Genomic DNA, 25269 nt, shown 5'->3' with positions numbered 1-25269 from the left:
TGAGGCTTATTGTGGCAAAAATTATTGCAATAACTAACCAGAAAGGCGGGGTTGGTAAAACAACCACCAGTATTAATCTTGCTGCTTCTCTGGTAGCGACAAAACGTCGAGTCTTAATGGTCGATATGGACCCACAGGGCAATGCCACCAGTGGCAGTGGTATCGATAAAGACGAGGCCGAGCCCAATGTATTTGATGTACTAACAGGAGAAGCAACCGTCGAAGAGGCGCTGGTAGCGTCTGAGCATGGTGGATTTGATGTCTTGCCTGCTAATGGTGACCTCTCAGCTGCCGAAGTGCATCTCTTGCAAATGGATATGAAAGAGCACCGTCTGAGTATCGCGCTTAATACCGTTAAAGATCAGTACGATTATATTTTTATCGACTGCCCTCCTTCATTAAATATGTTAACGATCAATGCGTTAGTAGCGGCATGTTCTATTATTATTCCGATGCAGTGCGAATACTATGCCCTAGAAGGACTGTCTGCGCTGACTCAGACCATTAATCAGATCTCTGAGCGAGTTAATCCATCGCTGCACATAGAAGGTATTCTGCGTACCATGTATGATCCTCGTAATCGTCTTGCAACTGAGGTATCTAATCAGTTGCATGAACACTTTGGAGATAAGGTCTATCGCAGCGTTATTCCGCGTAACGTCCGTTTGGCAGAAGCACCCAGCTACGGTATGCCTGCTCTACAATATGATCGTTTGTCACGTGGAGCCAAATGTTACCTGGCATTAGCTGGCGAAATTATTCGACGCGAAGAACAAAACGTGCAACCGGTAGCAGAAGTCAATTAATAAAGAACCACAGGAATCATTTATGAAAAAGCGATTAGGCCGCGGTCTTGATGCTTTTATTAGCCAGAAAATAGCTGAAAATAAAGAAGAAAAAGTCGAAGTAACCAGCTCTGGTTCGGGTGACACAGTCAAAGGCGAATTAAGAAAATTACCCATTGAGTTTTTGCAGCCTGGTCAGTATCAGCCTCGTAAAATCATGATGGATGAAGCTCTGGAAGAGTTAGCCGAATCGATTCGGGCTCAAGGCATCATTCAGCCGATTGTGGTTCGCGGTGTCGCTGATAAAAAGTACGAAATTATTGCCGGTGAGCGACGTTGGCGAGCAGCTCAGATCGCTCAGCTGCCTGAAGTGCCTGTGTTGGTAAAAGAAGTCCCTGACGAAGCTGCCATCGCCATGGCATTGATTGAAAACATCCAGCGTGAAGACCTCAATGCCATCGAAGAGTCCATGGCATTACAACGCTTGATGGATGAGTTTGGTTTAACTCACCAACAAACCGCCGATGCGGTTGGAAAAAGCCGAACCACGGTGACCAATCTTCTGCGCCTACAACAATTGAGCGAAGCTTGCCGCACTCTGCTAGAACGAGGCGATCTGGAAATGGGCCATGCGCGTGCTTTACTTGGACTCAAAAAAGAACAGCAGTCAGAGATAGCAAGAGTTGTTGTGGCTAAAGAAATGACTGTTCGTGAAACCGAAAAACTGGTCAGAAAAACCCTTGAGCCAGAAAAATTCAAAAATCCTGTAAAAGCGATTGATCCCCATATAGAAAGATTGGAGCAACAGGTTTCAGAAAAAATCGGCGCGCCTGTTGTGCTGCAACATTCTTCCCGTGGTAAAGGGAAAATGCAGATCAGCTATAACAGCCTCGATGAGCTCGATGGCATTCTGAGCCACCTGGGGATCAGTGAAGATCTCTAGTAGACTCATTTTTGTATCAAAAGCCCCCTTTTTTTAGGGGGCTTTTTTTAACTACCTATTCTTATCCTTTTAACTATTGTTTGCTAAAGGTCATACTTTGTTACCCTTTTAGGTTGTCTTTGTAGTCTCGAGACGGTTATAAACTACCATTATCTCTATTTTCTATTAATTGCGGAGTCTAAGAATGAAGCTATCGGATTCTATTAAAGGAATCGCTTTGAGTGTCATTGTGGCATCTGTAGCCAGTGCTGATGTGAGTGCTGCTGCCAAAAAGAATAAGCCATCTAAACCCAAAACTTATGAAGAAATTATCAAGGATAAAATAGCCTACGATAGTTTTGTCGATTTTTATCAGGACAAAAAAACCGGTTCGCTGATGATGGTTATCGAGGAAGATAAACTCGATAAACCTTTTTTGTACTTTACTCATACTGTTAATGGCGTATTAGACGCTGGTCATTTTAAAGGCGCTTTTCGTGAGTATAAGTTGCTGGAGTTCTCGAAACACTTTGACCGTATCGAAATCATCTCCAAAACTCCGCGCTACAAGTTAGATGCTGAAAGTGCGATCAGCCGTTCTCAAGGCACTAACATCTCGCCAGCGATACTTTCGAGCATGAAAGTGGTTTTACACGACGAAGAGAAGAAACTTTACGTTGTTAAAGTCGATCCCATTTTCTTAAAAGAAACTTTACATAAAGTCTCTCCCTACCCTCGCCCGCCTGTTCCTGGGCAGCCTGCGCGACCGGCTTTTAAAATTGGTAGCTTGAGCAAAAGTAAAACCAAATACGTTAATATTCGTAGCTTCCCTAAGAATGCCGACATCGTCGTTGAGTACGTATTTGACAACAAATCACCAATGGTTCGTGGTGGCTTAGAAGTAACGGATCCGCGTACTGTTGCGGTACAAATGCAGCATTCTTTTATTGAACTGCCAGAGAATGATTACCAACCTCGTCGTGACGATGCGCGCATTGGTTATTTTTCGCAACAGTTTGATGATCTGACCTCAGATAGCTGGGCTCCTTACCAGGATGTAATTAATCGATGGCATCTGGTGAAGAAAGATCCGAACGCTGCTGTTTCTGAGCCAGTAGAACCTATTGTATGGTGGATCGAAAACACGACGCCTGAAGAATGGCGTGAGACAATTAAAACTGCTGCCGAAACCTGGAACGTTGCTTTCGAAAAAGCCGGTTTTAAGAATGCTCTTCAAGTAAAAGTTCAGCCTGATGATGCAGACTGGGATGCCGGTGACATTCGCTACAACGTATTGCGTTGGACAGCGTCGCCCAGACCTCCTTTTGGTGGTTACGGTCCAAGTGTTGCTAACCCGCTGACAGGTCAAATTATTGCTTCCGACATTATGTTGGAATACTCTTTCTTGAAAAATCGCTGGTTATACGATGCGGTGTATACTGGCGGTGCCACCATGGAAGAAATGGTTCCAGAAGCACCTGAAGGTATTTTCTGTAGCGCGGGCCACATGTTACATGACTCAACAGCAATGGCTGGAGCGGTATTAAAAGCTCAAGGTGGCAGCAAAGAGCTGTCGAGTGAGTTAGTCAAGCAATCGTTAAGCTATCTTATTTTGCATGAGTTAGGCCATACCTTAGGTCTTAACCACAATATGAAAGCGACTCAGCTCCACAATGCCACGGATGTTCACGACTCATCCATTACACAAGGCGTTGTTGCGGGTTCTGTAATGGACTATCCCGCAGTTAATATTGCACCTCCTGGCGTTAAGCAAGGTGACTTTACTAACTCTAAACCGGGTCCTTATGACCTCTGGGCTATTGAGTATGGTTATTCTCCTGCGGTGAGTGATCCTGCCGAAGAAGAGAAGCGCCTGCAGGCCATTCTTGCGCGCTCTACTGAACCTGCGCTTACCTTTGGTAATGATGCGGACGATATGCGTCGTGCCGGGCTGCACATTGATCCTCGTGTGATGATTGGTGATATGTCCAGCGAAGCGGTGAAATACAACAATGGTCGCATGGACCTGATCAAAGAGACTTTAAAAACCATTAAAGATAAAACTCTTGAGAAAGGCGATACCTATCAGGAGTTGTTGATCTCAACCAACTATCTGCTCGGAGAATATCGTCGTTCTGCAGAGGTGACTTCACGCTATATTGGCGGAATCTATCTTGATCGAGCTTTGGTGGGGCAGGATGGAGAAACTCAACCTTTCACCCCAGTACCAGTAGACATCCAGAAAGCAGCGATGGACTCTTTAAGCAAATACATGTTTGCGCCTAGCGTTTTAGAAGAAGCAAAACCTCTTTATGCTTACCTTCAGCGCCAACGACGTGGTTTTAATGCCTTTGCTATTAATGAAGACCCTAAAATTCATGACATGGTACTGAATGCACAAAAACGCGTTCTTGATCACGTGATGCACCGTAATGTCATGAAGCGTATGGTGGACACTGGGCTATATGGTAATCAGTATGAGCTTAATGAGTTCATGCAAGACTTAACGGATGCCATCTTTGAAGAAGATAAAAACAGCGATGTAAATACTCATCGCCAGAATCTTCAAACAGAGTATGTTAATCGCTTGATTCGAATCAGTGGATTAAAAGGCTTATCTACATACGATTACCTTTCTCGTGCAGCAGCCATTAATCAGCTAAGTCGTTTACAAAACATTGGTAAATACTCTCGATACAGTGCATCTACAAATGCCCATCGAAATTACCTCAGGATGCTTGTTAATAAAGCGCTAGAAAAAGCTTAATAATACAGGGGGCATTAGCCCCCTTCTTTTTGCTAAAAAAACTTATGAATATTCATAGCTAGCTGAATATTTATGAATTGAGTCACTTAGACCTCTCTTTCCCCCTTTCTTATTTAAACCCGCTTAAACTCAATGATTAAAGCCTCTTCTTTTTGGTTGTATATATATATTGTCTGTAAGTTAGATTTTCGTAGCTTTGATAGCAGTTTGCTACGCATTAGTTATTTTATTGCGAAAGATAAGTGTGTTTTATCCTAACGAAATTAAATACACATTTATTTTAGTGTTATAGGGCTTGAGTTGACTGATTAAGTTTAGAAAAGCTCGTTATTTGGTCTGTTTTTGATTAAAACTCGAACAAGATGACATTTGTTACATCAAAACATGTGAATATGCCCCTATTTCACTGTGTAATATTTACTAATTTGATTTCTGTGGTTGACTCACTTTATCGCTTATGTCAATTTCGGATTCGAGTTAGTCAAGACCTGACAATTGTGGTTGTATAGTTAAGTAGGTTCAAAGTCAGGTGGTTGTTATGCATCCTTGCTTGATTGGCTTGCTAAGGAAGCCCAAAACAGGGATACAGAAGAATAATATGCATGCACTAAAGCATGACCATAAAAACAGACAGATAAGAAGTTAGAGATAATATAATTATGAAAAAAGCGTTTGTAACCACCTTACTTGCGGGGGCAGTATCGGTAGCGTTGGCACAAGATACCAGCTCTTCAAACTTCACACTTCAACTGGCTAACAATCCTGCTGATTTAGCAGCAGAAGCTATGGCTAATCAATCAGAAAAGCGCTACATCGCGTATTTTAATGGTCAGGAATTCCAGACGACCAATAAAATGGGTGTCAGTGTTTTTAAAGCAGCGGCAGCAAAAGCTCTGGTCCAGAAAGTATCTGGCAACGCAAGCGTAAAGCTTGAACTTCCAGAGCAAAGTGCAATGGCTGTTGTGCTGACTGAGCGCCAGAAAGCAGCGTTAGCAAAATACAACATCACTTTCGAAATCGATCAGCCTCGTTTCTTGGCAGCTCAAAACACGCCTTGGGGTTTCACTAATGTACAAGCGAATCAATTAACTGTTGCGACTTCTACTGCGACGGATAAAAAAGTTTGTATCATTGACTCAGGCTATGATCAGACCAATCCAGACTTACCAACGGCTAACGGTACCAACGATTCAGGTACTGGTAACTGGTATGTTCCTGGTGGATCTCATGGTACTCACGTAGCGGGTACTATTGGTGCAGTTAACAACTCTGTTGGTATTAAAGGTGTACTGCCTAATGCCAATGCAGATATGCACATCATCAAAGTATTCAACGCATCAGGCTGGGGCTACTCTTCTAGCTTGGCATCTGCGGTTAACACTTGTGTTAGCAACGGCGCTAAAGTTGTGAACATGAGTTTGGGTGGAAGCGGCTCAAGCACTGCAGAAAGAAACTCTCTGCAATCAGCTGCAAACCAGGGCGTTCTTCTATTAGCAGCGTCTGGTAACGGTGGAAACACAGCTCACTCTTACCCAGCTTCTTACGATTCAGTTATTGCGGTTGGTGCAACCGATTCTAACGAGCAATGGGCTGAATTCTCTCAGTACACGTCACAGGTTGAGCTATCTGCTCCTGGTGAAGCCATCCTATCTACCGTTGGTGTAGGTGACGGTACACAAAGTTATATCACTGTTGGTGGTACCACGCACGGTGACGACGATGTGGTTCCTCACAATCGTTTAGTTCCAGTTAATGGTAGCTACACTCAGTCTTACTACGGTGGAAGTGCTACCGGAACATTGGCTTCTTGTACAGTGTCTGGTTCTTCTTATAACTGTGGCAACATGACTAACAAAATTTGTATCACCGAGCGTGTTGCAAATCAGACTTCTGGTACATACCCAGAAAAAGACGCAGTACAGGCATGTTTAAGCGCGGGTGCAAAAGCAGCTATCGTTTACTCAAACAGCGCTCGTCCTGGTCTACAAAATCCTTTCTTGGTTGATGCTAACACTGCATTCACATTGCCAAGCGTTTCTGTTGACCGTACTTTGGGTCAATCTTTGATGTCTAAAGTTGGCCAGACAGTAACTGTACAAACCAATACTGGTACTGACTACGCTTACTACAATGGTACGTCAATGGCGACACCACATGCGACAGCGGTTGCAGCGTTGGTTTGGAACAACAACCCTGACTGTACAGCGGCTCAGGTTCGCCAGGCATTACGTGATGGTGCTAAAGACATCGGCACTTCAGGTCGTGATGACAAAACCGGTTACGGTTTAGTTCAAGCAAAAGCGACTCACGATATCCTTGATGGATTATGTGGTGCAAACGCTGGTAACGGCGGTGGCAATGGCGGCGGCGGAAACGACAACGCTTTGACCAACGGTACTGCTAAAACAGGTCTTTCAGCTTCTTCTGGTAACGAGCTTCACTACACCTTAGAAGTGCCTGCTGGTGCGACTGACTTGAACTTTGCTATGTCAGGTGGTTCTGGTGATGCTGACCTTTATGTTAAGTTTGGTTCTCGCCCTACTACAGGCTCTTATGACTGCCGTCCTTATAAGTCTGGTAACAGCGAAAGTTGTGCAATCAGCAATGTTCAGGCGGGTACTTATCACGTAGTGGTTCGCGCTTACTCAACTTTCTCTGGCGTTAGCTTAACTGGTAGCTTCACAGAAGCATCTGGTGGCGGTAGCGGTGGCGGATCAACAGGTGGTTCTGCTTCAGCTAACGACCTTTCTGGTTCTCGTGGCGCTTGGGCTCACTACTCTGTAGATATCCCTGCAGGCATGTCATCTGCGACTATTACTATGTCAGGTGGTTCTGGTGATGCTGACCTTTATGTTCGTCAAGGTTCGCAGCCTACTAGCTCTGCTTACGATTGCCGTCCTTACAAGAGCGGTAACAACGAGACTTGTACTATCAACAATCCAGCAGAAGGTAAACTTTACATTTCGATTTACGCCTACTCTACATACTCAGGTGTATCTCTTAATGCAGAGTGGAAGCCATAATAGCTGAATGGCATAGCTCGATTAAAAAGGCGGTTTAATAACCGCCTTTTTTTATGACCGCACAAAGCAGAACTCATGATTCTTACAACTGCCTGTTATAAATCAGCATTGGTTTAGAGCCTGGTGTCTTGAGAAGCAAAGAATGGATAAACATTGTTAATTTAAGATGCTTTGCAGAGAGTTGTTAGAAATCAGCCCAAAAATATAACTTAGCAGACCACCAGTAGCGCATTTTCCTCAATTATTTTGTGAGTATCGCAAATTGGATTTTTAGCCAAGATATGCACCTTATTCTCAATAGCGTCACAAGATGTAGTACAGAGATGAGATTTGAGTGAATTATTGTAATAACGATAATCTAAGGCTTTGCAAAAGAGCTGTGTAAATCGTGCAAAAAAGGTCGGTTCAGGTTGATTCATTGGCGTTTAGTTTTTATAATTTGCGCGGATTATAATAACTAGTTGAGAATGATTCTCAACTGCGTTAGTCGTTAACAACTACTTTCTTCCGGGTAAATCAATGGCAAATTCCATCTCTGTCGGCGGCCGGAAATTGGCGTTAAAAATTATAGCGACTCAAGCGATTTTCGTGTTGATAGCCTCAGTCATCGCGCTGAGTTGGGGTTTGTGGTCTTCAGCTTCCGTTCTCATTGGCGGCTTGACTTGCGTTCTTCCATCCTTGGTTTTCACACACTTTGCGTTCAAACATTCGGGAGCTAGAGCATCTCGACAAGTGCTGCGTGGGTTTTACCTGGGTGAAGCGCTCAAGCTTGTTCTAACTATCTTGATGTTTATCGCAGCATTTCAATGGTTTCCAATTGAAGTTGGTCCATTGTTTTTAGGATTTGGTTTGGCGTTATTGCTGCAATGGGTAGCGCCATTTGTTTTGACAACCTCTAAAAAAGGCTAAGAAGGTTCCGGACTATGGCGAGTGCTAACGGCGAACTAACAAGTGCAGGTTATATTCAGCACCACCTTAAAAACCTCACTGTTTGTCAAACCGAGCAAGGTTGGCAATGGAGTGGCGCAGAAAACAATTATGTCTGTGATGGCAATTTTATGGCTATTCACGTGGACAGTGTTGGCTGGGCACTCTTTTTAGGTATTTTCTTCTTATGGCTATTCCGTAGCGTTGCAAAAAAAGCAACCGTTGGAAAGCCTGGCAAACTGCAAGCATTTGTAGAAATGATTGTTGAGTTTGTTGATAAGAGCGTGAAAGAAACGTTCCATGGCCGTAACCCTGTTATCGCCCCACTCTCTTTGACAGTATTCGTTTGGATCTTCCTGATGAATTTCATGGACCTTATCCCAGTAGACTTACTGCCTATGCTGTTCCAGGCAGGTGGCGTTGGTTACATGAAAGTGGTCCCCTCAACCGATCCTAACATCACATTCGGTTTATCTTTGTCAGTATTCTTACTCATCATCTACTACAGCATTAAAGTAAAAGGCCCTGTTGGCTTCTTTAAAGAGCTAGCGTTTCACCCGTTTGGGCCCTGGATGATGCCATTCAACTTATTGTTAGAAGGTATTGGTCTGTTAGCTAAACCAGTGTCTCTGGCACTACGACTATTCGGTAACTTGTACGCAGGCGAGTTGATTTTCATGTTGATCGCTTTGTTGATGACTGCTGGTATTGGCGGATTCATCGGCGGCACACTAGCGCATGTATTGTGGGCAGTGTTCCACATCCTGGTTATCGTATTACAGGCCTTTATCTTTATGATGTTGACCATCGTGTACCTGAGCATGGCGCACGAAGACCATTAACAACGATAAAGAATTTAAGTTTTTAGTTTTATTTTTTAAGCATTAAACTCAACTGGAGGAAAACAATGGAAACTATTCTGGCTATGACCGCACTAGGTGTAACTTTGATCTTAGGTCTTGGTGCATTAGGTACAGCTATTGGTTTTGGTTTATTAGGTGGTAAGTTCTTAGAAGCATCTGCTCGTCAGCCTGAATTAGCACCTATGCTACAGGTTAAAATGTTCTTAGTAGCTGGTCTTCTTGATGCGGTAACTATGATCGGTATCGGTATCGGTATGTGGTTCACATTCGCTAGCCCATACTTAGCTGCATTACCTCAAGGTTAATTATTAGTATTGCAATAACCACTAACGATTAACCAAAGGAGAACCTGCGTGAATATTAATTTAACACTCATCTTCGAAATGGTGGCTTTTGCCATTTTCGTCGGGTTCTGCATGAAATTCGTATGGCCGCCTCTTATTGGTGCTATTGAAGAGCGTCAAAAGAAGATTTCAGAAGGCTTATCAGCAGCTGAAAAAGCATCTCATGATCTTGAGTTAGCAAAACAGCAAGCTGCCAGCACAATGAAAGAAGCGAAGCAAGAAGCGGCTACACTGATTGACCAGGCTAAAAAACGTCATTCTGAAATTGTTGAATCAGCGAAAGAAGATGCGCGTAACGAAGCCGACAAAATTTTGAATGGTGCTCGTGCTGAAATCGAACAAGAAGTTAACCGTGCTCGTGAACACTTACGTGGTCAGTTAGCAACTCTAGCAGTTGCTGGTGCGGAAAAAATTCTTGAGCGCAATATCGATGCTTCAGCTCAAAACGACATTGTTGAAAAACTGGTCGCAGAACTTTAATTAGAAGGTGGACCATGGCTGAATTTACCACAGTAGCAAGACCCTATGCCAAAGCGGCGTTTGAGCATGCTATGGCGGCGAATGCTTTGCAAAATTGGTCTGAAATGGTTGGTTTTGCAGCGGCTGTTGTCGCTGATGAACAGATGCAGGCACTGTTATCCAGTCCTCATCTTACTCACGAACAACAGCGCGATGCTATGCTGCAAGTTTGCGAAGGCAAACTAGACGCTCAGGGACAAAACTTTATTAAGTTGTTGTCTGAGAATCACCGCTTGTTAGCGTTGCCTCAAATCTCTGAAATTTTTGAGCATTTGAAAGCTGAGTTTGAAAAAACCATTGATGCCAATGTTATGTCAGCGAGTGAATTAAACGCTGAGCAGCAAGAGAATTTAAAACAGAAACTGGCAACGAAATTAGGGCGGCAGGTCAATATCAACGTTAGCGTTGATCCAACATTACTTGGCGGCCTGGTCATCGAAGCTGAAGATATGGTCATTGACGGTTCGGTTCGCGGTAAGCTAACCAAGTTGTCTGAGACGCTGAAAGTATAAAAGGAATCCAGAGCATGAGTATGCAACTGAATCCATCTGAAATCAGCGAGTTAATCAAACAGAGAATCAACGAATTTGAAGTTGTCTCTGAAGCTCGCAATGAAGGCACAATCGTCAGCGTATCTGACGGTATTTTACGTATCCACGGCTTAGCTGACGCGATGCAAGGTGAGATGATCGAACTTCCTGGTGGTCGTTACGGTCTGGCTCTTAACCTTGAGCGCGACTCAGTAGGTGCTGTTGTACTTGGTGATTACTCAGGTATTGTAGAAGGCCAGAAAGCAAAATGTACTGGTCGTATTCTTGAAGTACCTGTTGGTGAAGCGATGCTTGGTCGCGTTGTTGACGCACTAGGTAACCCAATCGACGGTAAAGGCCCAATCGAAACTTCTACTTACTCTCCAGTTGAGAAAGTAGCGCCGGGCGTTATCGCTCGTCAATCAGTTTCAGAGCCTGTTCAAACAGGTATTAAATCTATCGACGCCATGATTCCAGTTGGTCGTGGTCAGCGTGAGTTGATCATCGGTGACCGTCAGACTGGTAAAACTGCTATCGCGATTGATGCCATCATCAATCAGAAAGGCACTGGCGTTAAATGTGTGTATGTTGCGGTTGGCCAAAAAGCCTCTACTATCGCTAACATCGTACGTAAATTAGAAGAACACGGCGCAATGGCTCACACCGTTGTTGTTGCAGCGGCGGCTTCCGACTCTGCAGCGCTACAGTATATTGCTCCATTTGCTGGTTGTTCTATGGGTGAATACTTCCGCGACCGCGGTGAAGATTCACTGATCGTATATGATGATTTGACAAAACAAGCTTGGGCTTATCGTCAAATTTCATTGTTGCTACGTCGTCCTCCAGGTCGTGAAGCTTATCCTGGTGACGTATTCTACTTGCACTCTCGCTTATTGGAGCGTGCTGCTCGAATCAATGCCGAGTACGTAGAAAAGCTGACTAACGGTGAAGTAAAAGGTCAAACAGGTTCTTTGACTGCATTACCTATCATCGAAACTCAAGCGGGTGACGTATCTGCTTTCGTACCGACTAACGTAATCTCTATTACTGACGGTCAAATCTTCCTAGAAACTGACCTATTCAACTCTGGTATCCGTCCAGCGGTTAACGCTGGTTTGTCGGTATCTCGAGTAGGTGGTGCTGCACAGACCAAAATCATCAAGAAGTTAGGTGGTGGTATTCGTTTAGCACTGGCTCAGTATCGTGAATTAGCGGCGTTTGCTCAGTTTGCATCGGATCTTGATGATGCAACTCGTGCACAGCTAGAACACGGTCAGCGAGTTACCGAGTTGATGAAGCAACCTCAGTACACTCCTCTTTCTGTTGCTGAAATGGCTGTCTCTTTGTATGCAGCTGAATTAGGCCACTTAAAAGATGTTGAGTTGGATAAAATTGGTGACTTCGAAGCGGCTCTGATCGACTACATGAACAACGAACATAAAGCGTTGATGGACAAAATCAATGAAACCTGTGATTACAACGATGAAATCAAAGGTGGATTAGAGGAAGCCGTCACTAAGTTCAAGTCGACTCAGACCTGGTAATCAACGATAAGGGAGCCTCTAAGGTTCCCTGTTATGTAACTGGAAACGAATATGGCCGGCGCTAAAGAGATTAGAACGAAAATTGGGAGTATTAAAAACACCCAAAAGATCACCGGTGCCATGGAGATGGTAGCTGCGAGTAAAATGCGTAAAGCGCAAGATCGCATGTCTGCTACTCGTCCTTATGCCAAGCGTATTCGCAGTGTTATCGGCCACCTGGCTCACGGTAACACTGAATACAAGCATGCTTTTATGGAAGCACGCGAAGTTAAGCGAGTTGGTTTTGTAGTTATCTCTACCGACCGTGGACTTTGTGGTGGCTTAAACATTAACTTGTTTAAGAAAACTCTTTTAGAAATGAAAGAGTGGTCTGATAAAGGGGTCGAAATTGACCTTTGTTTAATCGGATCAAAAGCCCTTAGCTTCTTTAAACGCTTTGGCGGCAATGTGGTTGCTAACGCAACGCATTTGGGTGACGCTCCGCAGGTTGCTGATTTGATCGGTGCAGTTAAAGTTATGTTGGATGCTTATAACGAAGGTAAGATTGACCGTTTGTTCCTGGCACAAAATGATTTCGTCAACACTATGACGCAATCGCCAGTCGTTAATCAGATGTTACCTATTGTTCCAAGCGAAGATGATGAATTAAAGCACCACTGGGACTACATCTACGAGCCAGATGCGAAAGCATTATTAGAGATGTTATTGGTTCGTTATATCGAATCTCAGGTGTATCAAGGTGTTGTTGATAATATCGCTTGTGAACAAGCAGCTCGAATGGTGGCTATGAAAGCCGCATCCGACAATGCAGGTGAGTTAATCGACGAATTGCAACTGGTATACAACAAAGCACGTCAGGCTGCTATCACTCAAGAATTGGGTGAGATTGTAGCGGGTGCAGCGGCGGTTTAAGCCGGTTGTGTACAGTAAAGAATTAGATTTTGTTTAAGAGGACTGTGATATGAGCAGTGGTAACATTGTTGAAATTATCGGTGCGGTTGTAGACGTCGAATTTCCACGAGACAATGTACCTAAGGTTTATGACGCCCTCACCGTAGAAAACAGTGAAATTGTACTGGAAGTTCAGCAGCAGCTGGGTGACGGTGTTGTACGTTGTATCGCCATGGGTTCTTCAGATGGTATGAAGCGTGGAATGGGCGTAGCCAATACAGGCGACCCTATTAAAGTACCAGTAGGTAAAGAAACTCTAGGACGTATTATGGACGTTCTGGGTAGCCCTATTGATGAAAAAGGTCCGATCGGTGAGCAAGAGCGCATGTCTATACACCGTGCAGCTCCAAGCTACGAAGATCAGGCATCAGCAAACGAACTACTAGAAACAGGTATTAAAGTAATCGACTTGATCTGTCCTTTCGCAAAGGGTGGTAAAGTTGGTCTGTTCGGTGGTGCGGGTGTTGGTAAAACCGTAAACATGATGGAACTTATCCGTAACATCGCGATTGAGCACTCAGGTTACTCAGTATTCGCAGGTGTTGGTGAGCGTACTCGTGAAGGTAATGACTTCTATCACGAGATGAACGACTCAAACGTACTGGATAAAGTATCTCTGGTATATGGTCAGATGAATGAGCCACCCGGTAACCGTTTACGTGTTGCTTTGACTGGCTTGACCATGGCAGAAAAATTCCGTGACGAAGGTCGTGACGTACTGTTATTCGTAGATAACATCTACCGTTACACACTGGCAGGTACTGAGGTATCAGCACTGCTAGGTCGTATGCCTTCTGCGGTAGGTTATCAGCCTACTCTTGCTGAAGAAATGGGTGTTCTTCAGGAGCGTATTACTTCTACTAAGACTGGATCGATCACATCTATCCAGGCGGTATACGTACCTGCGGATGACTTGACTGACCCATCTCCAGCAACCACCTTTGCTCACTTAGACGCGACTGTTGTACTTTCTCGTCAGATTGCAGAGCTAGGTATCTACCCTGCGGTTGATCCTTTGGACTCTACTTCTCGTCAGCTTGATCCTCTTGTCATTGGTCAAGAGCATTATGACGTTGCTCGTGGTGTTCAGTCTGTTCTTCAGCGTTACAAAGAGCTGAAAGACATCATCGCGATCTTGGGTATGGATGAATTGAGCGAAGAAGACAAGCAAGTTGTTGCTCGTGCTCGTAAGATTCAGCGTTTCCTTTCTCAGCCATTCTTCGTAGCAGAAGTATTCACCGGCGCTCCTGGTAAATACGTATCTTTGAAAGATACAATTTCTGGCTTTAAAGGCATTCTGAATGGTGAGTATGATCACTTACCAGAGCAGGCTTTCTACATGGTAGGAAGTATCGAAGAAGCTGTTGAGAAAGCTAAAAACCTTTAATGGTCTAGTGACCTAAGGGATGAAGAATATGCCATTTACATTTCATCTCGATATCGTCAGTGCCGAAGAAGAAATTTTCTCCGGCACCGTAGACATGCTGGTTGCAACGGGTGATCTGGGTGAGTTAGGTATTTCACCGGGTCACGCGCCATTACTGACTTCGCTTAAGCCGGGGCCAGTGAAGGTAACCAAGCATGGAGGCGAAGAAGAGTTTTACTACGTTTCTGGTGGAATGCTGGAAGTGCAGCCTCACGTTGTGACTATTTTGGCTGATACTGCTGTGCGCGCTCATGATGTTGATGAAGCCGCTGCAGAAGATGCTCGTCGTCAAGCTGAGCAGGCACTGAAAGATCAGACTGCTGAGATTGAATACTCTAAAGCCGCTGCCGAGCTAGCTGAAGCTGTTGCTCAGTTACGAACGCTGCAGGCTATCCGCAAAAAAGCGGGTAAATAGGGCTCACGCCCTAGCATAGTCCTTAAAAAAGAGAGGTTTGCCTCTCTTTTTTATGGCTAACGCTTTATTTCTATCTATAATCCTCCTTTTCCACTTTCATATTTTCCGGTTTAGCCGATTAGCTATTCCATTTAAGGGATAGTTCAGGCAAGATCCATCCATATAAGAAATATCAGGGAAAGTTGTTATGGCTTTGAGTGTAATCATTCTTGCAGCGGGTCAAGGGACACGCATGCGATCATCACTTCCAAAAGTATTACATCCTCTAGCGGGTAAGCCGCTTGTTCAACATGTTATCGATACCAGCAAAAGTCTGGGAGCTAACAACATTTATGTTGTTTATGGCCATGGCGGTGAAATGGTACAGAAAACCATCACCGAACCTAAGGTGACCTGGGTCGAACAAAAAGAACAGCTTGGTACTGGCCATGCTGTGGACCAGGTATCCAGCTTGTTGAATGATGAAGATGACGTTCTGATTTTGTATGGCGATGTGCCTCTGATACATCCTAGTACTCTTAATGAGCTATTGGACATCAAGCCAGAAAAAGGCATCGCTCTACTCACTGTTACCCTCCCCGATCCAACAGGTTACGGACGTATCATTCGTAATGATAATGATCAGGTTGTTGGAATTGTTGAGCAAAAAGACGCCAACGAAGAACAGTTAGCCATTGCCGAAGTGAATACTGGCATTATGGCGGCCAATGGCGGTCAGATGAAACACTGGTTATCACAGCTAAGTAATGACAACGCCCAAGGCGAGTATTACCTGACTGATGTGATTGGCTTCGCTGCTAATGAAGGACAAGCAGTGCAAACCGCCTCCCCTGTTGATCAGGCCGAAGTAGAAGGTGTTAATAATCGACTTCAACTTGCTCAACTAGAATGCGCCTACCAACAGATGAGAGCCAAAGAGCTGCTACTCGGTGGTGTTACTCTTATCGATCCCCATCGATTCGACCTGCGAGGCAAGGTCACTTTTGAAACCGATGTGACCATTGATGTGAATGTGATCCTCGAAGGTCACGTTATCTTAAAATCCGGTGCAACCATTGGCGCAAACTGTATTCTTAAAAACTGTACTATCGGTGAGAATACTGTCGTCAAACCCAATAGCATGATCGAAGATTCTATTGTGGGTTCTGATTGTACTATTGGACCATTCGCTCGCTTGCGTCCAGGCACAGAACTACTCAACGATGCTCATATTGGCAACTTCGTTGAGGTGAAAAAGTCGGTTCTTGGTTCTGGCAGCAAAGCAAACCATTTAGCTTATATTGGTGATGCCGAAATCGGTAACGGCGTTAATGTAGGTGCAGGTACGATTACCTGTAACTATGACGGAGCCAATAAGCATAAAACGATTATTAAAGACGGAGCCTTTATAGGTTCTGATACACAGCTTGTCGCGCCTGTAACGATTGGCGAAAATGCCACAGTGGGCGCGGGTGCCACCATCACCTCTGACGTAAGTGATGGTGTTTTATGTGTATCGCGCGTCAAGCAAAAAGAAATTTCTAACTGGGTCAGACCCCAGAAAAACAAAGATTAATGGAGAAGACAGGACATGTGCGGAATAGTTGGAGCCGTTGCACAGCGTGATGTAGCCCCTATTTTAATTGAGGGATTGCGTCGTCTGGAATATCGTGGATACGATTCGGCGGGAGTCGCCGTCATTAACAACGACAATATTGAGCGAGTGCGTCGACTGGGTAAAGTAAAAGAATTATCCGATGCACTCGAAATTACCCCTATTTCTGGCGGTACTGGAATTGCTCACACGCGTTGGGCTACTCATGGCGAGCCAAGTGAAATTAATGCTCACCCTCATGTCTCTGGAACCGATATTACCATCGTTCACAACGGTATTATCGAAAATCACGAAGAACTAAGAGCTGAATTACGCGGTAAAGGCTATGAGTTTGTTACTGAAACCGATACCGAAGTAATGGCTCATCTGGTTGCAGAAGAATATAAAGCTGACGGTGATTTGCTGCGTGCGGTACAACGTAGTGTAAAGCAGTTACACGGCGCTTATGGTGCAGTATTTATGCATCGAACCAACCCTGACGAAATCATCGTGGCTCGTTCTGGTAGCCCTCTGGTTATTGGTAAAGGCATTGGCGAAATGTTTGTTGCCTCGGATCAGCTGGCTTTATTGCCTGTTACCCGCCAGTTTATGTTCCTGGAAGAAGGCGAAGTTGCCAAGGTTGAACGTGAGTCGGTTTCTATCTTTGACAGCAATGACGAACCTCAAGCGCGCGAATTCGAAGAGTCAACGGTTAGCCACGACGCTACCGACAAAGGCCCTTATCGTCACTACATGCTCAAAGAAATCTACGAGCAACCAGAGGCGATCGCCAACACGCTTGAAGGTCGTGTTAACAATGGTGACATCAGTGACGAGATCTTTGGTGTTAATGCCAAAGAAATTCTTAGCGAAATCAAAGCGATTCAGATTGTTGCCTGTGGAACTTCTTATCACTCTGCAATGGTGGCCAAATACTGGTGTGAGTCCTTAGCAAACATCCCTTGCCAGGTAGAGATTGCCAGTGAGTACCGCTACCGCAAGAGCTTTGTGCCGGACAACGCATTGTTCGTCACTATCTCTCAGTCAGGTGAAACCGCTGATACTCTAGCAGCATTGCGTGTTGCGAAAGAGCAAGGCTTTATGTCGTCATTGAGCATCTGTAATGTACCTGGCTCATCCTTGGTACGAGAATCTGATCTGGCCTTTATGACACGAGCAGGCGCCGAAATTGGCGTGGCATCAACGAAAGCCTTCACTACGCAGTTAGCGGGCTTGTTGATGTTGGTTATCTGTGTGGCTCGTCATAATGGATTGTCAGAAGACGAAGTCAAAAAGCTGGTCCATGCTTTAGAATCAGTACCTGGCGAAATCAAACGCTCTTTGGAGCAAGATCCTGTTATTGAGGCGCTGGCCGAAGACTTCTCAGAAAAGCACCATAGTTTGTTCTTAGGTCGCGGAGAGCAGTACCCCATCGCGATGGAAGGAGCGTTGAAGCTTAAAGAGATCTCCTACATTCATGCAGAAGCCTATGCCGCTGGCGAATTGAAGCACGGCCCACTGGCTTTAATTGATCATGAGATGCCGATCGTTGTTGTTGCACCAAAAAATGAACTATTGGAAAAATTGAAGTCCAATATGGAAGAGGTGCGTGCACGTAGTGGTCAATTGTATGTTATCGCTGACCATGAAGGGCCATTTAATGATGAACCAGGTGTTAAGGTTATCAAAATTGAATCAGCTCACGAGATCACCGCACCGATTATATTCACGATCCCACTTCAGTTGCTGTCTTATCACGTTGCTGTGATCAAAGGCACCGATGTGGATCAACCAAGAAATCTGGCAAAATCCGTTACTGTGGAGTAAGTATGTTGAAATTAAAACAGTCTTTACTAACGTTGGTTGCGTTTACTCTATTCAGCGTTGGCGCAATGGCTGAAGCGCTTAAAGAAGGCGTTCATTACAAAGTTATATCAGCACAAAAAAGTTCTGAGAAAAAGATATCTGAGTACTTTAACTATGGTTGTGGCGCTTGTTACCGCGCAGAAGGCTTTGTGTCTCAGCTCAAAAAAACAATGCCAAAAGACGCCAAGTTTGAAGCGATCCCTTTTGAGAATCACTCAGGCTGGAAAATTTATGTCGAAGCTTATTACATTGCCGATATGTTGGGCATTTTAGACAAAGCCCACAGCGCTATTTTTCAGCGTGTTCATGGCAAGAACAAGCAGATTGTTAATAAAGCTGACCTAAAAGAGTTCTTCGTTTCTTTAGGCGCTGATCCTAAGCAATTCGACTCTGTCGCTTCTTCTTTTCAGCTGAACACCAAAATGCGTCAAGGTCGTCAAAAAGCCATCAAACAGCGTGTGATCAGTACACCTTCTTATGTAATCAATGATCACTATCAGATTGATGTTCGCGCATTTAAAACGACCAATGAGTTAATGCAAGCGATTGTGACCTTGATGAATAAATAATTCACTCAGGTCTAAGTAACATGAAAAAGAGCATCCATTATGATGCTCTTTTTTATGCCTTCATTCCATGAATTACTCTATTCCTGTTCAGGGCACTACTGCTCAAGTTTAAGAGAATATTTGCGCTCGGTTACCTGAGTTTTTTCGCTATAAAATTCTTTAACAAACATCATTTCTTTTTCCAGAATCGTAATTGATCCCTGATTGCGGCTGTCTGCATAAGCGGTAAGATCCTTCAATCCAAGATGCTCAAAACAGTATGAGATCAGGCTTCTAGCTATTTCTCTACCATATCCCTTGCCCCAGTAGGCTTGCCTTAGACGATAGGCAATTTCAAATTCCTGTTGTTCATTTTCATAAACCCCGCAAATACCGACAAACTGCATGCTGGCCTTATCGACCATAGCCCAGATATTAAAAAAAGCGCTTTCATGAGAGTAGTAGCTAATAAAGCGTTCGAGTTCCTTTTGACTTTGCTCATGATTCATTGGCGCTTTGATATAGCGCATAACATCAGGATCACTCTGCATATCGTAAAAAGGCTCAAGATCATCAGGCATTAAATGCCTAACTATCAGCCTGCTGGAACAAAATAAGGAATTATGAACCGTGGTCATTGTAGTAATTTGTGTTATCCAAGATTTGGTATGGAGCTCTATCATAGAAGGAATAGATAAATATTCACATCTTGTTACACCCAATTCTTTAAACTTTTAATGAAAAACCAAACTTTTTGCCGAAAGCCGTCGACTATTAACTTGTGGACATTATTTTGACTCTTGAGCGTTGGGGGAACATAAGTGAAAAAGTACTGGTTATCATCATTATTACTGGCTGGCAGCTGTTCTATGGGTTGGGCTATGGATATCAACATCAATGGAGATGATTGCGATTACAACATTCAGCACGATATCGACATTACCAAGCGAGGAGTAAAAATATCGAGTTCTGACGAGGTGGTTTTCAGGATCACAAGAGATAACGAACTTTATATCAACGGAGATGAAATTGACCTTACACGGAAGCAAGAAGCACTCGTTGAAGATATGGCCGATGAGTATCGTGAATTGGTACCCAATATCGCTCATATCGCGGTAGAAGGAGCCGAGTTAGGTATCAAAGCAGCCACTCTTGTTATCACTGCAATGGCGGGTCATGATCCCGAGCTCACACAAGACTTTGTGCATAGATTAGATAATATATCCAACAAATTGCATGATCATGTGAGTGAAAACAAGTTTGAGGGTGAATGGTTTAATAGCCATTTTCAGGACAGCGAGCTTGAGCAAGAGATCGAACAACTGATGGAAGACGCTGTCAGCAAAATTGCCGTTCAAGGAGTTTGGAACATTGTTAAACAAGCTTTGAGTGGTGATGAAGAAGAAGCCGCCGATCTGGAGTTTCGTATGGAAATGCTCGAGCATGAAATAGAAGACGAGTTGGAGCGAGATGCCGAAGGCATTGAACAAAGAGCTATGATGCTATGCCAAAACCTGGAGACGTTGGACAATATAGAGCAACGACTGGCTAGCTCTTTAGCAGCGTTTGAAGATATTAACATCGTCGAAATGAACGATTAGAAAATAGCGGTTATATATCCAAAGTATTTCAAAGTGCAGGTAGGCGGCCAGCAAGCGAATCCCCAGAGCTTAGCTTTACTAAGAGGTTGGGGTGAGTGCGCTTAGCGCTGCAACTTGAAAGGCGACGGGTATAAAATATTCGTCTCCAACAGACGCCGCTTATATCGAGCCTTGTTTCCCATTGGGTAACAAGGCTTTTTTGTTTGTGCTGACTGTACATGACTTTCTCAGGCAACTATTGCTTCCCGCTAAAGTCAAAGCTATGGTGGAAAGATAATTTAAATTAGCTGCGGAGGTTTTGATGAGACGCCTGGCTCAAACAGTAGCGATAATAGGTTTATTGATCTTGAGCATGCCTTCAAAGGCCTCTGATCCTCAGCAACAACTGAGTGAATCGCTTGAGCTGCATAAAGGAAAGGTGATCTACCTGGACTTTTGGGCTTCGTGGTGTGTTCCATGCCGATACTCTTTTCCCTGGATGAATGAAATGTTAGAGCGCCATCAAGCCAAAGGCTTCACTGTGATTACGGTTAATTTGGACACAGAAAAGCGATTAGCGGATGAGTTTTTAAAACAATACCCGGCTAACTTCGATATTATCTATGATCAAAAAGGTGTATTGGCAGAGAAGTATCAATTACAGGGCATGCCCAATGCTTATGTTATTGACCGCCAAGGACAGATTGTTGCTCGGCATGTGGGCTTTCGAAGTAAAAAAGTGAAAGAGTACGAACAGAGTATTCTTACTTTATTATCCAAGTAATGGAGGTCGTTGTGCGGCAAGTGGTCTGGCTACTGGTTCTGTTTATTCTCACAGGATGCGCCCAATGGGGTGTAAAACCCTGGCAACGAGACCTGCTGGCTAAAGAAGAAATGCAACTGAGCTATCAAGGACTGGATCAAACTCTGGATGAGCATATCTATTTCAGTAAAGAGGCCACAAGCGGCGGTCGTAGTTTTGCTGGTGGTGGATGCGGATGCAACTGAAGCCCCTGCCTAATATTCGTCACTCATTGGCTCTCGCTTCGGCAAGCTTGTTGGCGCAGGATGCAAGCAGCGCAGAAGAATCACAATGGGAGATCGATACGGCCCTGCTCTATTATCGTGAAAGCCAAAGAGTCACAGCGGTAGAAGGGATTTTCAGTGCCACGAAGCAGCTATCTGATGAAGCATCGGTTAACTACAAAGTAACTCTGGATTCTCTGACCGGGGCATCGCCCTCGGGTGCTGTTGTTCAGCCTCAGGTCCAGACTTTTACTCGGCCATCAGGTAATGGCAGTTACGAAGTCGCAGCAGGATTAACACCACTGGACGATACCTTCAAAGATACCCGTCTACAAATGAATGCTCAGTGGACTCGGCTCACAGAAGCTGCCGATACCTTGAGTTATGGGCTGCACCTGTCCAAAGAGTACGACTACTTTTCGTTGGGAGCGAATGGCAGTTGGGCCATCGACTTTAATCAAAAGAACACAACTCTCAGTATGGGGCTGTCGACGGCCTACGATAAGTTTGATCCAGAAGGCGGGATCCCCAACTCTTTCAGCGCCATGACATTACGTCAGGACCATCTGGATGAAGCGTCTTTTTGGCAGGCATTTCGAGCGACTCGGCGTGCAGGCAATGACGACAAACACATTGTTGATCTCTTAGTGGGCGTCACTCAGGTTATCAATCGCCGCACTTTGATGTTATTTAATTATTCCTTCTTTACCGTATCGGGCTACCAGACCGATCCTTTCAAAGTGCTTTCAAACCTTAATGAAAGCGGCATATCACAAGCTTATCTTTACGAAAAACGGCCCGATCAGCGTCGAAAGCGCAGTATCTACTGGCAAACTAAATACCATGGTGATCATTCTATCTGGGATGTCTCTTACCGTTACATGAACGATACCTGGAAGGTTCGCTCACATACTTTGGATGTTAAGTGGCATATCCCCACAGAAGACACTTCGACCTGGCAGCCTCATCTGCGTTGGTATCGCCAGCAGGAAGCGGCATTCTATCGGCCCTATTTGAACCAGCAGGACGAACTCCCCTCCTTTGCTTCGGCGGATCCTCGCCTGGGACGATTTGATGCAGTGACTCTTGGTATCAAATACAGTTGGGTGTTGGATAATGGTCAGGATATGGCCGTGCGCATAGAGTATTACCGTCAAAATCATGAGTCGCCATTTGCTCTGTCAGTACCGTTAACGGCAGACAGTGTTTTTCCCGACATCAATGCGCTTATTGTTCAGCTAAACTATTCTCTTTGACTCAAAGTGAGCGCGTAGTTCAAAAACCTATATATATCAAGCAACAAGGGTCGGTAGTGGCATTTTACGCTGCTTTATTATGCCAAGTTTTAGTGCGTTTTTGATGTTATCCACATTGGTAAGAACGCGAATGATCAAAAAATAAGCCTGATATCCCCATACTCTGTGGTATTCATTGATGAACAGATGAAAGATTTGTTTCATCTTGATAATTGGGCGGATGATGATTCGTTGCAGCAACTTCTTTGCGGGCTTTGATAAGAAGTAAGAGCTAGACTTTAGGGCTTTCTAATATACTTAACTCTGGCTTTGTTGTATGTAAGTACTAACAATTTCGGTTTGTTATTAAGAGTAATAGTGAATATACGAAAGAGGCTCGACTCAATGCTCCTTTTTCGTAAAGACAAAAGTAAGGCACTTGGTTGGTAGATATTTAAAGGTCAGTGTTTGTAAGTTGTGGATAAGTTGGGAGTAGAATCCGATTCTTTATCCAAGAAGTTATCCACAACCTATAGTTGACTAATGGTAATACCACTTTCTAGTCTTATAGCCGTTTAATAAGGAGAGATTTTTGCGATCTTTAAGGACGATAAAGTGGGTAACCGCCAAGTCTGTTAAAGCAAAAATGTGTAAAAACATACCTATTACTTCGGTAGAGCGTATTTATTTAAGCAAAATGCCGAAAACGAATGTAAAATCTTAATAAATACATTCATTTACCAATCCAATCTTTAATATGATAACTCTTTACCTAAGCGGTGAAATACACAGTCAGTGGCGTGATGAGCTCGCTAGCACGCTACAACAATTGCACATCGAAGCTAAGCTGCTCTCCCCCGTCACCGACCATCAAGCCAGTGATGATTGCGGTACTGATATATTAGGTGAAGAGCCTGCTGCATTCTGGAAAGATCGAAAAGGTGCCGGTATTAACAGCATTCGAACTCGACTGTTCATCGAACAGGCCGATGTTGTTATCGTACGGTTTGGTGAGAAGTATCGACAGTGGAATGCTGCCTTTGATGCAGGGCTGGCAAGCGCTATGGGTAAACCTCTGATTACCCTGCATCCAGAATCTCTGGATCATGCGCTAAAAGAGGTGGATGCTGCGGCTCAGGCTACAGCAAGAACCCCCGAGCAGGTTGCTCAGATTATTGAATATATTATGAAGTAGCAAAAATCTATGAAGAGAAAAAATACTCAGTCAGAGCCGTTAAAAGCTAAAACCGTTGTGGGTTTGTTTAAACTCTTTGCCATCATGCCGTTTCGTTTAAATCGCATGATAGGTGGCTTTATTGGCTGGGTTAATTGGCTCACCAAAAGTCGTAACGTAAAGATCACAGAAATAAATATTCGCCTGTGTTTTCCTGAGTTGAATGATGAGCAAATTAAGCGGCGAGTAAGAGCCAGTTGTATTCAATCAGGAATGCTACTGACGGAAGCTGCCTGGGTGTGGTTGCGTCCGCAAAGTCGAGTTTCGCCATTAATTAATAAAGTCGTTGGTAAAGAGGTGTTGGATGCCGCACTGGCAAAAGGCAAAGGCGTGCTTATGGCCAGCGCACATTTAGGAAACTGGGAGCCAGTTTTATTGTGGGAGGGTTTCCAGGGTAACACTGCTGCTTTGTATCGAGTACCCAAAATTGCAGAGCTCGATACCATCATTCGTAATGCGCGCGAAAAAGGTGGCTCCGAGTTAATTATGGGCGAGCGACAAGGTGTTCGCCGTATGTTGCAAGTATTAAAAGAAGGCAAGATTTTTATGATTTTGTCGGATCAGGAACCGGTTGCTAACAGTGGTGTGTTCGCACCCTTTTTTGGTCAGCCAGCTTACACCATGGTATTGGCACAGCGACTTGTTCAACGCACCGGAGCGGAGCTGTTATTCTTTCGTTGTGTGCGTAACAAAAAAGGATTTGAGTTGCATATCGAGCAAGCTGACTTTGATGTTGAAGAACAAAACCCCGAAGTATTTGCGGCAGGATTAAATAAGCGACTGAGTCAGCAGATTGAACATCGTCCCGAGCAGTTTGAGTGGGCTTATAAACGATTCAAAACACGCCCCGCTGATATCGAAAAGGTGTATTAAAATAATTAGGTCGCGTACAGTGAGCTGTGCCGTCCGATGTTTTTGTGTTCGTTTTAACCTTGCGTAGAATGCTTTTTAATCAAACTGTTCTCTTCCACCTAAATTTTCTTTTGCATGGCCGAATATTCTTATCATTTGGCCCAATTTTATGAACTTCTCTGCAAGATTTTCTCTACACTGCTATCCATGTTTGGTCTACTAAGAGCGCTTTAATGATGGATGTTTTTCGTTCGAGAACGTTCTTATAATCAAGCGGCTGTTTCTATATCGATACGTCATAAAAACAGTAAAAGATAGGCTTGTTTTTCCTCTTTTGAA

Annotated in this window: 23 protein-coding genes; 22 read left to right on the top strand and 1 reads right to left on the bottom strand. The window is 44.2% G+C overall.

The features are described 5' to 3' along the window. Positions 1–11 precede the first annotated feature (11 nt). The 16 genes from NH399_RS20215 to NH399_RS20140 all read left to right on the top strand — a co-directional run bounded on the left by NH399_RS20215 (position 12) and on the right by NH399_RS20140 (position 19024). Complete coding sequence (locus tag NH399_RS20215; protein WP_253043008.1) at positions 12–806, top strand: AAA family ATPase; 795 nt, start codon at positions 12–14, stop codon at positions 804–806. A gap of 22 nt (positions 807–828) precedes the next feature. Continuing rightward, entirely contained in the window at positions 829–1728 is a 900-nt protein-coding gene (locus NH399_RS20210) for a ParB/RepB/Spo0J family partition protein (RefSeq protein WP_253043007.1), read from the top strand. 184 nt (positions 1729–1912) lie between these two features. Next, the gene (locus NH399_RS20205) at positions 1913–4474 is read left to right on the top strand and encodes a zinc-dependent metalloprotease (RefSeq protein WP_253043006.1); all 2562 of its coding nucleotides are present in this window, start codon (positions 1913–1915) and stop codon (positions 4472–4474) included. 659 nt (positions 4475–5133) lie between these two features. Further along, positions 5134–7497 (top strand): S8 family serine peptidase, encoded by a 2364-nt coding sequence (locus tag NH399_RS20200; RefSeq protein WP_253043005.1) that lies wholly within the window; start codon positions 5134–5136, stop codon positions 7495–7497. Between the two features lie 519 nt (positions 7498–8016). After that, positions 8017–8406 carry an ATP synthase subunit I gene (locus NH399_RS20195; RefSeq protein ID WP_253043004.1) on the top strand — a complete coding sequence of 130 codons (390 nt, stop codon included), beginning with the start codon at positions 8017–8019 and terminating at the stop codon, positions 8404–8406. A 14-nt stretch (positions 8407–8420) separates the two neighbouring features. Next, positions 8421–9266, top strand: a complete 846-nt coding sequence (gene atpB / locus NH399_RS20190) for a F0F1 ATP synthase subunit A (protein WP_253043003.1) — start codon at positions 8421–8423, stop codon at positions 9264–9266. A gap of 65 nt (positions 9267–9331) precedes the next feature. After that, the gene (atpE, locus tag NH399_RS20185) at positions 9332–9592 is read left to right on the top strand and encodes a F0F1 ATP synthase subunit C (RefSeq protein WP_253043002.1); all 261 of its coding nucleotides are present in this window, start codon (positions 9332–9334) and stop codon (positions 9590–9592) included. Between the two features lie 48 nt (positions 9593–9640). Further along, positions 9641–10111, top strand: a complete 471-nt coding sequence (locus tag NH399_RS20180; protein WP_253043001.1) for a F0F1 ATP synthase subunit B — start codon at positions 9641–9643, stop codon at positions 10109–10111. A 14-nt stretch (positions 10112–10125) separates the two neighbouring features. Beyond that, complete coding sequence (locus NH399_RS20175) at positions 10126–10662, top strand: F0F1 ATP synthase subunit delta (protein WP_253043000.1); 537 nt, start codon at positions 10126–10128, stop codon at positions 10660–10662. Between the two features lie 20 nt (positions 10663–10682). Next, positions 10683–12224, top strand: coding sequence for a F0F1 ATP synthase subunit alpha (atpA, locus tag NH399_RS20170; protein ID WP_253043074.1), 1542 nt, complete (start codon positions 10683–10685; stop codon positions 12222–12224). Between the two features lie 51 nt (positions 12225–12275). Then, a complete protein-coding gene (atpG, locus tag NH399_RS20165; RefSeq protein ID WP_253042999.1) occupies positions 12276–13136 on the top strand; it encodes a F0F1 ATP synthase subunit gamma in 861 nt (286 codons plus the stop codon). Positions 13137–13185: 49 nt separating this feature from the next. After that, positions 13186–14562, top strand: a complete 1377-nt coding sequence (gene atpD / locus NH399_RS20160) for a F0F1 ATP synthase subunit beta (RefSeq protein ID WP_253042998.1) — start codon at positions 13186–13188, stop codon at positions 14560–14562. 28 nt (positions 14563–14590) lie between these two features. Further along, complete coding sequence (locus NH399_RS20155; RefSeq protein WP_253042997.1) at positions 14591–15016, top strand: F0F1 ATP synthase subunit epsilon; 426 nt, start codon at positions 14591–14593, stop codon at positions 15014–15016. A gap of 187 nt (positions 15017–15203) precedes the next feature. Then, positions 15204–16571, top strand: a complete 1368-nt coding sequence (gene glmU / locus NH399_RS20150; RefSeq protein WP_253042996.1) for a bifunctional UDP-N-acetylglucosamine diphosphorylase/glucosamine-1-phosphate N-acetyltransferase GlmU — start codon at positions 15204–15206, stop codon at positions 16569–16571. A 15-nt stretch (positions 16572–16586) separates the two neighbouring features. After that, positions 16587–18416 carry a glutamine--fructose-6-phosphate transaminase (isomerizing) gene (glmS, locus tag NH399_RS20145; RefSeq protein ID WP_253042995.1) on the top strand — a complete coding sequence of 610 codons (1830 nt, stop codon included), beginning with the start codon at positions 16587–16589 and terminating at the stop codon, positions 18414–18416. Positions 18417–18418: 2 nt separating this feature from the next. Then, positions 18419–19024 (top strand): thiol:disulfide interchange protein DsbA/DsbL, encoded by a 606-nt coding sequence (locus tag NH399_RS20140; protein ID WP_253042994.1) that lies wholly within the window; start codon positions 18419–18421, stop codon positions 19022–19024. 95 nt (positions 19025–19119) lie between these two features. Here NH399_RS20140 and NH399_RS20135 read toward each other — a convergent pair whose 3' ends face one another. Further along, the gene (locus tag NH399_RS20135; protein WP_256489714.1) at positions 19120–19641 is read right to left on the bottom strand and encodes a GNAT family N-acetyltransferase; all 522 of its coding nucleotides are present in this window, start codon (positions 19639–19641) and stop codon (positions 19120–19122) included. A 183-nt stretch (positions 19642–19824) separates the two neighbouring features. Here NH399_RS20135 and NH399_RS20130 point away from each other — a divergent pair, with 183 nt between their 5' ends. The 6 genes from NH399_RS20130 to NH399_RS20105 all read left to right on the top strand — a co-directional run bounded on the left by NH399_RS20130 (position 19825) and on the right by NH399_RS20105 (position 24951). Continuing rightward, a complete protein-coding gene (locus NH399_RS20130; protein WP_253042992.1) occupies positions 19825–20604 on the top strand; it encodes a DUF2884 family protein in 780 nt (259 codons plus the stop codon). A 301-nt stretch (positions 20605–20905) separates the two neighbouring features. Continuing rightward, the gene (locus tag NH399_RS20125) at positions 20906–21367 is read left to right on the top strand and encodes a TlpA disulfide reductase family protein (RefSeq protein ID WP_253042991.1); all 462 of its coding nucleotides are present in this window, start codon (positions 20906–20908) and stop codon (positions 21365–21367) included. Between the two features lie 11 nt (positions 21368–21378). Next, positions 21379–21591: a DUF4266 domain-containing protein gene (locus NH399_RS20120; RefSeq protein WP_253042990.1), complete on the top strand. Its 213-nt coding sequence runs from the start codon at positions 21379–21381 to the stop codon at positions 21589–21591. Continuing rightward, positions 21582–22865 carry a DUF3570 domain-containing protein gene (locus tag NH399_RS20115; RefSeq protein ID WP_253042989.1) on the top strand — a complete coding sequence of 428 codons (1284 nt, stop codon included), beginning with the start codon at positions 21582–21584 and terminating at the stop codon, positions 22863–22865. Before NH399_RS20120 ends, NH399_RS20115 begins: the two co-directional genes overlap by 10 nt. Before the next feature lie 736 nt (positions 22866–23601). Continuing rightward, a complete protein-coding gene (locus NH399_RS20110) occupies positions 23602–24039 on the top strand; it encodes a YtoQ family protein (protein WP_253042988.1) in 438 nt (145 codons plus the stop codon). A 9-nt stretch (positions 24040–24048) separates the two neighbouring features. Next, positions 24049–24951 (top strand): lysophospholipid acyltransferase family protein, encoded by a 903-nt coding sequence (locus NH399_RS20105; protein ID WP_253042987.1) that lies wholly within the window; start codon positions 24049–24051, stop codon positions 24949–24951. The last annotated feature ends 318 nt before the right edge of the window (positions 24952–25269 follow it).

It is taken from the genome of Pleionea sp. CnH1-48 (genome assembly GCF_024124665.1).
Lineage (GTDB): Bacteria > Pseudomonadota > Gammaproteobacteria > Enterobacterales > Kangiellaceae > JAMXSB01.
The sequence above is the reverse complement of the archived record's forward strand: the minus strand, read 5'-3'. Positions and strand labels throughout refer to the sequence as shown.

Coding starts and splice junctions, on each gene's coding strand:
- NH399_RS20210 (WP_253043007.1), top strand. CDS start 829: ATGAAAAAGCGATTAGGCCGCGGTCTTGATGCTTTTATTAGCCAGAAA.
- NH399_RS20205 (WP_253043006.1), top strand. CDS start 1,913: ATGAAGCTATCGGATTCTATTAAAGGAATCGCTTTGAGTGTCATTGTG.
- NH399_RS20200 (WP_253043005.1), top strand. CDS start 5,134: ATGAAAAAAGCGTTTGTAACCACCTTACTTGCGGGGGCAGTATCGGTA.
- NH399_RS20195 (WP_253043004.1), top strand. CDS start 8,017: ATGGCAAATTCCATCTCTGTCGGCGGCCGGAAATTGGCGTTAAAAATT.
- atpB (WP_253043003.1), top strand. CDS start 8,421: ATGGCGAGTGCTAACGGCGAACTAACAAGTGCAGGTTATATTCAGCAC.
- atpE (WP_253043002.1), top strand. CDS start 9,332: ATGGAAACTATTCTGGCTATGACCGCACTAGGTGTAACTTTGATCTTA.
- NH399_RS20175 (WP_253043000.1), top strand. CDS start 10,126: ATGGCTGAATTTACCACAGTAGCAAGACCCTATGCCAAAGCGGCGTTT.
- atpA (WP_253043074.1), top strand. CDS start 10,683: ATGCAACTGAATCCATCTGAAATCAGCGAGTTAATCAAACAGAGAATC.
- atpG (WP_253042999.1), top strand. CDS start 12,276: ATGGCCGGCGCTAAAGAGATTAGAACGAAAATTGGGAGTATTAAAAAC.
- atpD (WP_253042998.1), top strand. CDS start 13,186: ATGAGCAGTGGTAACATTGTTGAAATTATCGGTGCGGTTGTAGACGTC.
- NH399_RS20155 (WP_253042997.1), top strand. CDS start 14,591: ATGCCATTTACATTTCATCTCGATATCGTCAGTGCCGAAGAAGAAATT.
- glmU (WP_253042996.1), top strand. CDS start 15,204: ATGGCTTTGAGTGTAATCATTCTTGCAGCGGGTCAAGGGACACGCATG.
- glmS (WP_253042995.1), top strand. CDS start 16,587: ATGTGCGGAATAGTTGGAGCCGTTGCACAGCGTGATGTAGCCCCTATT.
- NH399_RS20140 (WP_253042994.1), top strand. CDS start 18,419: ATGTTGAAATTAAAACAGTCTTTACTAACGTTGGTTGCGTTTACTCTA.
- NH399_RS20135 (WP_256489714.1), bottom strand. CDS start 19,641: ATGACCACGGTTCATAATTCCTTATTTTGTTCCAGCAGGCTGATAGTT.
- NH399_RS20125 (WP_253042991.1), top strand. CDS start 20,906: ATGAGACGCCTGGCTCAAACAGTAGCGATAATAGGTTTATTGATCTTG.
- NH399_RS20115 (WP_253042989.1), top strand. CDS start 21,582: ATGCAACTGAAGCCCCTGCCTAATATTCGTCACTCATTGGCTCTCGCT.
- NH399_RS20110 (WP_253042988.1), top strand. CDS start 23,602: ATGATAACTCTTTACCTAAGCGGTGAAATACACAGTCAGTGGCGTGAT.
- NH399_RS20105 (WP_253042987.1), top strand. CDS start 24,049: ATGAAGAGAAAAAATACTCAGTCAGAGCCGTTAAAAGCTAAAACCGTT.